Annotated in this window: 10 protein-coding genes; 2 read left to right on the forward strand and 8 right to left on the reverse strand. The window is 35.3% G+C overall.

The window, feature by feature from the left end; genetic code table 11:
- Positions 1-682: potassium transporter TrkG (locus V7164_RS09885; protein WP_335354004.1), on the reverse strand; the 682-nt coding region annotated here is incomplete at its 3' end.
- 239 nt (positions 683-921) lie between these two features.
- Here V7164_RS09885 and V7164_RS09890 point away from each other — a divergent pair.
- Positions 922-1,119 (forward strand): alpha/beta-type small acid-soluble spore protein, encoded by a 198-nt coding sequence (locus V7164_RS09890; protein ID WP_335354005.1) that lies wholly within the window; start codon positions 922-924, stop codon positions 1,117-1,119.
- A gap of 81 nt (positions 1,120-1,200) precedes the next feature.
- Here V7164_RS09890 and V7164_RS09895 read toward each other — a convergent pair whose 3' ends face one another.
- The 6 genes from V7164_RS09895 to V7164_RS09920 all read right to left on the reverse strand — a co-directional run bounded on the left by V7164_RS09895 (position 1,201) and on the right by V7164_RS09920 (position 8,518).
- Positions 1,201-2,418 carry an anti-sigma factor domain-containing protein gene (locus V7164_RS09895; protein WP_335354006.1) on the reverse strand — a complete coding sequence of 406 codons (1,218 nt, stop codon included), beginning with the start codon at positions 2,416-2,418 and terminating at the stop codon, positions 1,201-1,203.
- On the reverse strand, positions 2,415-3,170 hold the full coding sequence (gene sigI / locus V7164_RS09900) for an RNA polymerase sigma factor SigI (RefSeq protein WP_335346909.1): 756 nt from the start codon (positions 3,168-3,170) through the stop codon (positions 2,415-2,417). The genes V7164_RS09895 and sigI overlap by 4 nt, the downstream gene beginning before the upstream one ends.
- A gap of 130 nt (positions 3,171-3,300) precedes the next feature.
- Positions 3,301-4,563 carry a DUF5667 domain-containing protein gene (locus V7164_RS09905; protein WP_335354007.1) on the reverse strand — a complete coding sequence of 421 codons (1,263 nt, stop codon included), beginning with the start codon at positions 4,561-4,563 and terminating at the stop codon, positions 3,301-3,303.
- Between the two features lie 151 nt (positions 4,564-4,714).
- Entirely contained in the window at positions 4,715-5,188 is a 474-nt protein-coding gene (locus V7164_RS09910) for a hypothetical protein (RefSeq protein ID WP_335354008.1), read from the reverse strand.
- Positions 5,189-5,338: 150 nt separating this feature from the next.
- Positions 5,339-6,718 carry a Na+/H+ antiporter NhaC gene (nhaC, locus tag V7164_RS09915; RefSeq protein WP_335354009.1) on the reverse strand — a complete coding sequence of 460 codons (1,380 nt, stop codon included), beginning with the start codon at positions 6,716-6,718 and terminating at the stop codon, positions 5,339-5,341.
- A gap of 219 nt (positions 6,719-6,937) precedes the next feature.
- Positions 6,938-8,518, reverse strand: coding sequence for a peptide chain release factor 3 (locus V7164_RS09920; protein ID WP_335354010.1), 1,581 nt, complete (start codon positions 8,516-8,518; stop codon positions 6,938-6,940).
- 188 nt (positions 8,519-8,706) lie between these two features.
- Here V7164_RS09920 and V7164_RS09925 point away from each other — a divergent pair, with 188 nt between their 5' ends.
- Positions 8,707-9,582: a metal-dependent hydrolase gene (locus tag V7164_RS09925; RefSeq protein ID WP_335354011.1), complete on the forward strand. Its 876-nt coding sequence runs from the start codon at positions 8,707-8,709 to the stop codon at positions 9,580-9,582.
- 39 nt (positions 9,583-9,621) lie between these two features.
- Here V7164_RS09925 and V7164_RS09930 read toward each other — a convergent pair whose 3' ends face one another.
- Positions 9,622-10,224, reverse strand: coding sequence for a cell wall hydrolase (locus V7164_RS09930; protein WP_335346914.1), 603 nt, complete (start codon positions 10,222-10,224; stop codon positions 9,622-9,624).
- Positions 10,225-10,322: the final 98 nt, after the last annotated feature.

A 10,322-nucleotide genomic window follows, 5' to 3' on the forward strand; every position in this document is an offset into this window, starting at 1 on the left:
CCTCTAATTCAGTTTTATTAAATAAATATTCCTTTACTTCAATTAATACTGGGAAGCCTATCGCTCCGAGGATAATCAATAGGATGTTAATTAATTGAACAAAATAATCACCTGCAAAGGGAACGAGTGAAGATCCTCTTATATCCATTCCCGCATTCGTTGTTGCACTAATCGAGGCGAATAAACCATGAAGGAATGCATCCTCCCATGTAGGATAATATTTCAAAAAATGAAAGCCTAGGATTAATGCCCCTAGCAGTTCAATTAAAAGGATAATTTTGATTATTTCTCTAATCAAATGTACAAGACCAGATAATGAAATTTGATTGTGGTCTATCATTATAAGACGTCTACTCCGCAGGCCAATCTTTCTCCCTAATAGCATCCAGAAAAACGTGCCGATTGCCATGATTCCCAGACCGCCGAATTGCAAGACAATCATAATGACAAAATATCCAAATACACTGTAGGTCTCTGATATATCTACAACAGTTAAACCTGTCACACTCACGGCACTTACAGCAGTAAATACCGTATCTATAAAATCAATTTCTACACCAGGTTTATGTACATATGGAATGCTAAGAAGCAATACTGAAATTGTAACTGCCAGTAAATAATAGCTTGTTATAACCTGAGCAGGTGTTAGTCTACCTAAACGGACTTTTGCCTTTCTCCACATGAATTAAATTTCCTTTCCTTTCTTTTCATACCCTCTATCATAAAGAATTAATCTTTATTATGAAAGTCATTTCTAATTATTTTTTATCTTACAGCTAGAAATTAAATAATACTTTGCAGTTCACATATTATTTGCTATTACGAAAAATATTTCCACTTATGAATTGACCATTTATAAACATACTACAATTACAGAGAAATAAATAACCTCTGTTAAACAATAATAGGAGTTGAGAAAAATTGGCAAATAGCAGCAATAAATTATTAGTTCCCGGAATAGAGCAATATTTAGATCAAGTTAAATATGAAATTGCAGAAGAATTTGGGGTTCAGCTTGGTTCGGATACCGTCTCCCGAGCAAATGGTTCAGTAGGCGGGGAGATTACAAAGAGACTAGTGCAGCAAGCACAGGCGAGTATGTCTGGAAATAACCTCTAGCTTTAAGTGTATATGAACTGAATATATGATGGATCAAAAAAAGTCCGGTTCCCTTTACCGGACTTTTCATTACAATTTATGTTAATCCCTATCGTTATCCTTCTTATCCTTATCATAATCCTTGTTATTCTTATCGTTATGTCTATTGTCATTGTCATTGTCATGATGCCTATTACTTCTGTCTGATCCGTTTCTTTGGTTTGAATTAGATGTTCCTTTATTATGCACGTAACCTTTCGAGTTTAATTGGGCTTCTTTTCCATTCCCTCTTTGATTGGAGGGATTTCCCTCTTTGTTATTGTGCTTATTTTTTTCTAATTGATGCTCATTTTTATTTTTATTTTCATTTACATTTTCCTGTTTATTACCGTTGTTATTTTTGACACGATCCTCCTTTTTTTCTTGACCAGGAGGGATTGCTTTTTCAAATTGACTTTTGTTTGCTTGGTCAGATTTATTACTTTGATTAGAATCTTGCTCTTTTTTTAGCTGACCAGGGGGGATAGTAGAATGTTCACTATTATGACTTTTTTCGTTTTCTGTATTGTTAGTCTTTTGAGTTTGATCCGGCTTCTTATTTTCTAGCTTGTTATATTTATGTGACCCAGAATTGTTTTCAGTTTTCTTTTTCAATTGAGTTTCTTTATATGATCCAATGGATAGTCCTTTTTCCTTTGCTTCTTTTCTATCATTTGGGGATGCATCCATAACCTTTACATCAAGCTTTTCCTTTTGAATATTCTCTTTTATTTCAGTAATTTCTTCATTCAACTTCGTTTCAAGTGCTTTATTGTCTTTCTTTGTATTCACAGTGGCAATAACGATCTCATAATTATTTTTGGCATACCCTTGATTTATAATTTCCTTTATAATCTGACCCGTGATGTCCTGAATATCTTTTTTCTTCCAATCATGTATATGTTTAACTATTTGTTCCCCTTTTTCATTGTAAGGCAAAATGTCAATTACTTGGAACTTATCATTAATCGCTAATTCAATACTTGAATTACTATCAATAGACATATAGGCATAAACCTCATTATTACCATTAAAAGTAAAAACAGAAGTACCTACTAGTATGATCACAATAGCTGCTGCAATTATGGCTTTAGCTTTTAAGGTCGAAAATAAGGTAAATAATGTCCGATTATTGGTATTATCGATACTTAGTGGATAAAAATCGATTTCCTGACCAATTTCGTATTGTCTATTAAGTTTTGCCGCACGCAGAAATTCACCTTCTGGGGTTAATAGCGTTAAAAAACGTTCATTTATCTCCATTATTATTCCAGTTTTCACGTTTCCAACACCCCTTTAATATAATCCCTTAAATACACATAATCACCAATTAAAATAAGTGACATAGCAATTATGTATTTTCTATTTCTTTCAATTGTCTTTCTACTAATAGAAACATAGTTTTCAAGCTGTTTAATGGGCAATCTTTTCTTTTCAAGTAAAATATGCTTAAGCTCACTATGATCAGCAATTAATTGTGCGACCATCATTGCATTTTTTCTTGCATCCGCATGCTTTGGAGATTGCTGAAGTAAATCATTAAACGAAAGCTCGAATTGATGAAGAACTTCATTAAATTGAAGGATTTCTTCCCTTCTTGATTCTTCATCTGTTTTCCTTTTGTAATCAATTATTGATAGCTCATTTTCAATCGCATTTCCAGTCTGATCTTCTTCACTTTCATTTGCCGTGTAATCTAGCTTCAATATTTGGTGCCTAGACTGAGTCCGAATATAATCAATAACCCTTCGTTTTATTAAGACCTCAGAAAAACTTATTAATGAACTCCCTTTTTCAGGAGAATATTTTTGAATCGCTTCATTAAAAGCTATTAGACCTATGCTGAATTCATCATCTGAGTCATGTATGAATCTCTTACAAACGGATGACACGGTCTTAGCAATAAATGGTTTATATGAATTTATTAGTTCATTTTGAAGGTTCGTATCGCCTTGCTGAATTAAATAAACTGTTTCTTCCATTGTTTTTTTTCGTTTTTTTGCCATGAACAACAAACCTAGCAATAGCCTCACCTCTTTATCCAAAACACATTATATCATACGATGGCGAGGAACGTTTTTTAAGGGTTGGCTGCATGATAAGGAAAAGAGAACTTAAATTAAGTCCTCTTTTTCTTATAAATTAATAAATCTTTACAAAAAATTAGTCGTTTTTCCCATTTCCTTTATTTTCATGATCCTTTTTATGTGAGTGTTTGTGATCATGCTTTGCTTCTTGAGCCTGTTTTCCGGCTTTTTTTAATTCTTCACGTTGTTCCTTTGCTTCCTTACGAGCTTGCTTTGCTTCTTGTTTAGCAGCTTCACGCTTTTGTTTTTCTTCTGCTTTAGCTACCTCACGAGCTTGTTTTTCTTCTGCTTTTGCTAATTCACGAGCTTGTTTTTCTTGCTGCTTCTTTAATTCATGTGCTTTTTTCGCCTCAGCACGTTCCTCAGCTTTCTTTGCTTTTTCCTCTAGCTTCTTATTTTCCCCTTCAGCTTGAGTAGTTTTCTCTTGAATAACAGCTTCATCATTATCACTGGTTACAACTTCTTGAGCTGTTTTATCTGTAGTTGTATTCTCATCCTTGCTTACTTCGTCATTTGCCTCTGCTTTTTCGGTGATAGCCTCTGACTCTTCATCTATTCCATATTTTTTGTTTAGTTTCTCAATCTTTTTCGCTAGTTTCGCATAGCTTTTATCAATATTTTTTTGCAGTGCAGCCTTTGCAACTGGATTTTTCACCTTTTCCAGTGCCGCTTTTAAAGCAATAATGTTTTGTGACATTAATTCTTGCATTTCATCGGCTGGCTTATCTGCTTTATCTACATCAACCGTCACTTCATCATTTGCAGCCACTTCTTCAGCATCAGTCTTTTCTTTTTCTGTCTGTTCTACTTTTTCAGTATCCTTTTCAACAGACTCTTCACTCGTAGTGTCTTCTTGTTCTTTATTCACTTGATCTTCTGCTTTTGTAATATTTTTTAGCGCTTCTTCAATTACTTTCATTGCCTCTTCTTCTTTTTCCTTTGCAAAAAGTGCTTCAGCTTCAGCTAGGCGCTCTGCTGCAAAGGTGGCAAGTAATTTTGCTTCCTTTTCATCATCAAAGGTAAGGGCTAATTTGATTTTTTCTAAGGCAATTTTCGCAAAGTAGAAAAAATTCCCAGGAACTAGAGATGGCTTTTCAGCACTGACTACATCTTCTGTACTTTCCTGATTATTCGTTTCAGCATCTAATTCTTTATTTTCAGTTTGGACATTATTTTCACTTGTTTGATTGTCCAAAACTACCGTTTGATAAGGTTCTTGGTTTTCTGTATTTTCGGCTGCTGATGTTAGAGAGGCAGAAAATGTGAATGTTCCTGCTAAGACTAATGCTAAAGTTCCTTTTGCTATTTTGTTTAATTCCTTAGTTGATAAAAATTTCATCTTTTTTCACCTCATAGTTATTTTCTTAGCGGCCGCTATTTTCACTACAACTGTACGGAGGTGATTAGATAGTTTTTGGGGGTTATTAGATAAAAAAATTAATAAACACAAAAAAAGCCTTAACAAAAACAGTTGTTAAAGCTTAAAAACACTATATAGCACTTTGTTTCCTAATTGTTAAAATTAACCACCTTATTAGAAACCCAATAACTAATCCTGGAATTAAAAAAAGCATAGGTAAAAACACTGGCCCAAATAACACCCCAAAAAGGGTTAGTTTTGTCGAATACATTAGCCCTACTGTAATAAAATAGGCACTAAAGACAAATGGAAGATAGGAAAACTCTTCGGTTTTTGTCATTGCACTTCGATATGCATCCCACATAGCAAACATATATAAACATGGATAAAACATTAACCATTGGAAATCAGTCACTTCAATCGCATTATCAATTTCCCCCATAAAGCTATACATGATGGCCATATTGAAATTGCTGAATACATTAATCATAAATTCGAGCACAACTAAAAAAAGGCCCTTCCATAAATGTCCCGATAATAACTGACTAAATCCAGGCAGAGCAATACTCCATAATATAGCTTCCAATTTTGTAAATGTTTTCATCTCATCACCAGCCAAGTTTCGATAGTATTATTTTGCTCTGAGAAGGCGCTAAATATTTTCCACTTCCCAAATAATTTCCAATTTAATTCCTACAACATTCGACAAAAATTCAAAAAAAAGTGAAAGAACAGCCTAAAATAAGCAGTTCTTTCACTTTTTTACAATAGTAAAGCCCGTAATACCATAAAAAATAGTTATAATTGGAGATAAGAGGCAAAAGAAGGTGAAAGGTAAGTAGCTAATCGTATCAACACCTAAAATACCTGTTAAAAACACACCGCAAACTCCCCATGGAACGAGTGGATTAATAACGGTTCCGGCATCCTCCAGCACCCTTGAAAGACTTTTTGGATGTAATCCTGCTTTTTCATAAGCTTCTTGATAAGCTTTTCCTGTTAAGAGGATAGAAAGATATTGTTCCCCAAGAAGAAAATTAATGCCGATGGCAGTTCCGGCAGTTGAGGCAATTAATGCTGGAACACGATTTAAGCAGCCCTTTATTCCCTCTAATAATGCAGGTAATATTCCTAATTTAAATAACAAACCGCCCATTGAGAGAGCCAGCAAGACTAATGAAATGGAAAACATCATGCTTTCCATTCCTCCCCCTGTTAATAGGGAATCCACTTCCTTTACACCACTATTAGATTGAAATCCAAAATATAAAAGATTCATCATTTTATTTAAGTCAAAGCCCTTTTGTACAAAGAAACTAATGAATAGTGCCGATAAAATACTTGCAGACAAAGTTGTAATGGCTGAAACTTTCTTTATCGCTAAATAACTTAATATTAAAAAGGGGGCAAGGGAATACCAATGAACAAATCCTTGATCGATTAAAGTCTGCTTTAATAAGCCGATTTGAGCAAAATTCGAAACAGCCTCTGCAGGAGATAAAACGGCAAATAGGACGAATGAAATGAGAAATGCAGGCACAGTAGTCCAAGCCATATTTTTTATATGATCAAATAAATCCACCTTAACGATCATCGATGCCAGATTCGTTGTATCTGATAGCGGAGACATCTTATCCCCAAAGAAGGCACCTGAGATAACCGCTCCAGCCGTTAATGCTTCTGACAAGCCTAGAGCGGAGGATACGCTCATAAATGCAACGCCAATCGTTGCAGCTGTCGTCAATGAGCTGCCAATGCTTAGACCAATAATAGAGGACACGGCAAAAGCAATTGCATAGAAAAACTTCCCGTTCACAACTTCTAACGCTAAGTAAATAAAAGTTGGAATCGTTCCGCTTGCCATCCAGCTGCTAATTAACATGCCAATAAAGAAAAAAATAAAAATAGCCCCAAGACCGGATTTTGCTCCACTTGTAAGGCCATCCTCTAAATCTCTCATACTTATTTTCTTTAAAAGTCCAAAACCTATTAGACACATAATAGCCAAGACAATCGGTATATGAGGGACTACACCAGAAAAAATGATCGTACTGCTGATTCCACCTAATATTATGGCTGTAATGAAAAAAGCTTCCAAAGGCCTTAGAGTTATTGCTTGTTGTATACGTTCCATGATGTGACTCTCCTTTGTTTCCAAGAACATTTACACTTGAACGCTTTTTAGCACTAAAGTATAAATCATAATATTAATATAGTGTTTTTACAGCCTTATGTCAAGTTCATCATTTGTTTTATCCTGGGTTCCTACAAAATTATCATCATACTAGAAAAGTATTGTTTAGATCATAAAAAGAAAAACGGCTCCTTTAGCAAGCCGTTTTTCTTTTTATTTTTAATGCTCTGAATCCATAGGATTATACAATTTAACTTCTGGATTCTTTTCTTGGAACCAGCGAAGCGCGAAATCATTCTCGAATAAGAAAACTTTATGATCAAATCGATCATGGACAAGAAGGCTTCTTGAGCTTGAAAGATTTTCATTCACATTATCTCCATCTACCCAGCGAACAATTTTAGATCCAATTCTTTCCATAATGACTTCTGTGTTATATTCATTTTTCATTCGGTGTTCAAACACTTCAAATTGAAGCTGTCCAACAGCTCCTAAAAGTAAATCCTCGGTTTTAACGGTTTTATACAGCTGGATTGCTCCTTCTTGAACTAGCTGCTGAATCCCTTTGTGGAAATGTTTTTGTTTCATTACGTTTTTCGCATAAACCTTAACGAAAAGCTCTGGTGTAAATTGCGGAAGCCGTTCAAATTGGAATTGATCTTTTCCTGATGTTAACGTATCACCAATTTGATATGTTCCAGTATCATATATCCCGATAATATCTCCACTGACAGCTACATCTACTGTGCTCCTATCGTCTGCCATGAATTGGGTAGACTGAGCTAGTTTTATTTGCTTGCCTAGTCTAGGAATATTTACAGACATCCCGCGCTCAAATCGGCCAGAACAAATTCTAAGGAAAGCAATACGATCACGATGTGCAGGATTCATATTAGCTTGGATTTTAAAAATAAAGCCTGAAAAGCTTTCCGATAAAGGATCAATTTCTCCAGCAGTTGATTTTCGGGCTTGCGGAGGAGGTGCAAACTGCAGATAGGACTCTAAAAAAGTTTGTACCCCAAAGTTCGTTAAAGCACTTCCAAAGAAAACTGGAGTAAGCTCCCCCTCTTTCACTTTGTCAACAGAAAACTCGTTCCCAGCTTCATTTAAAAGCATAATCTCTTCGAGTGTTTGCTCATATAGACCTGATTCCTTTATAGTATGATCGCCATCAATTTCCCCATCTTCATTCAATGGAAGGAAGCGATCCTTCTCCTCAACACGGAATTGCTCAATTCGATTATTAAAACGATCGTAAATGCCAAGGAATTCTTTCCCCATTCCGATTGGCCAATTCATCGGATATGATTGAATACCCATTACTTCTTCAAGCTCTGCTAGAAGCTCTAATGGAGATCTTCCTTGCCGGTCCAGTTTATTAATAAAAGTAAAGATAGGAATGCCCCTCATTCGGCAAACTTTAAAAAGCTTTAATGTCTGCTCTTCTATCCCTTTTGCTGAATCAATAATCATTACTGCACTGTCAACAGCAGTTAATGTCCGGTACGTATCTTCACTGAAATCCTGATGTCCAGGTGTATCCAGGATATTAACACGTGCCCCGTTATAGTCAAATTGCATCACACTGGACGTAACGGATATTCCCCGCTGCTTCTCAATTTCCATCCAGTCACTTGTTGCATATTTTCCCGTCTTCTTTCCCTTTACGGTCCCAGCATCCCTAATGGCCCCTCCAAATAAAAGGAGCTTCTCAGTTAAGGTAGTTTTTCCTGCGTCCGGGTGAGATATAATAGCAAAAGTTCTGCGTGATAATACTTCCTCTTTTAATTTATTGCCCATGTAATTTCCTCACTGACTTTCAAATTTAATCGTACCTTTAATTTTATCATTTTTAAAAAACATATTGCAATACTGTATATTACACAAGACATTTTGCAAATGGTTTTAAAAATAGCTTTGAAGGCAAATTGTGTCTATAATTAAGTTATATTTTAGACTAAGAATATTTCTTTCTGGAGGTGATCCTGCTGGATTCGATTACTCATACTTTATTCGGACTTGCCTTGTATGGGACTGTTAATAAAGAGGAATTGGATAAAAATCATAAAAGAGCTTATCTTGTAACTGCGGTCGGTGCAAGTCTAATTCCTGACATTGATGTCATATCCAGGTTTTGGGATACAGAGGGCCTGTATCAAATGTGGCATCGAGGAATTACTCACTCTGTTTTCTTAACACCTTTTTGGGCCCTGTTTTTTTCACTCATTTGTTTGATCTTTTTTAAGATTAAAGATATGAAATTATTCCTGCTTGGATGGCTTGCAGTTTTTATACATGATACGAGCGATCTTTTTAATGCATGGGGAACTGGGTATTTAGAGCCGTTTTTCTCTAAAAGGATTACATTTGGGACGATCCCGATCGTAGATTTAGTATTTTGGGGAATTTTAGGAGTAGCTTTTATTTTTTCAAGAAAAGAGAAAATAAAGTCTCCTTATTATTTTAAGCTTGCCTGGGCATTCATTGCCTTACATCTAATTGTTCAAACAGCTCAAGGGTATATAATCTACAAACAATATGATGATCAATATGAGCAAGTGGCTCTTTCTGCCGGTTTTGTTCCATGGACCTTTTCTGTCATTACGATGAAGGATAATCAGGTGACTATTTTTCAAGACAATCTTTTGCAAGACAAAAAAGTTCAATATGTTCTTGAATCAGCAGCCGAAGCCGATTTAGACAAATTGTTTGATGAGCGTCCAGAAGCAAAAACTCTTTATGAATGGTCCCCATTCGTTGTTCTCGTAAACGATAAGGAGCGTCTCGGCTTATATGACCCGCGGTTTTATCGTAATGGACAATCATTTTTATTTGAATATATTGAGAAAAATGAAATAAGATGAGGGCTATAAAACCTCATCTTTGTTTTTCCACTAATTCCATTATTTCGCGAACCTATGATTGCCAATTACGGTTGTTACTTTTTTTGTTCTTAACCATTTACTGTCTGTTTTATCAGGATTAAAGAAAAATATTGAATCATCACCTTGTCCTTGAAGAGCTAAAGCTTCCATCACAGCCTTTTTAGAATCTTTATCAGAAGGCTCATTGATCGCTCCATTATCAACAGGCTGGAATTGTCTTTTTTGATATATAACATCTTTAATCTTATCCGGGAATCGGTCATCTTCTACCCGATTCAATACGACTAATGCGACTGCAACCTTTCCCTCATACGGCTCTCCTTTAGCCTCTGCATGTACAAGCCTCGCAAGGAGGTCTTTTTCAGCCCTTGAAATTGTTTTAGGTAAAATTAGCTTTTGACCAGGGTGAATCTTGTTCGACTTTAAATAATTTATTTCCTGTAACTCTATCTCAGATACTCCGTATTTCACTCCAATATTAAAAAGGGAATCGCCTTTTTGAACAGTATATATATCTACATGATCTAATGTTTCAGCATTAACATGTGTATCCTTAGATTGGATAAATTGGAATGAGAGCATCATGAATCCTGCTAGCATAGCTACTGCAAGTTTCTTCATTATATCTCCTCCTATTAGAAAAGCCTTATTTGTATGGTTGAAATTCTATGCAAGTTATGTGCCAACATATATAACCGTAACATACTTTAGTCCTAGTC

Source organism: Bacillus sp. JJ1474 (genome assembly GCF_036965225.1).
In the GTDB taxonomy this organism is placed as follows: Bacteria; Bacillota; Bacilli; order Bacillales; family Cytobacillaceae; genus Cytobacillus.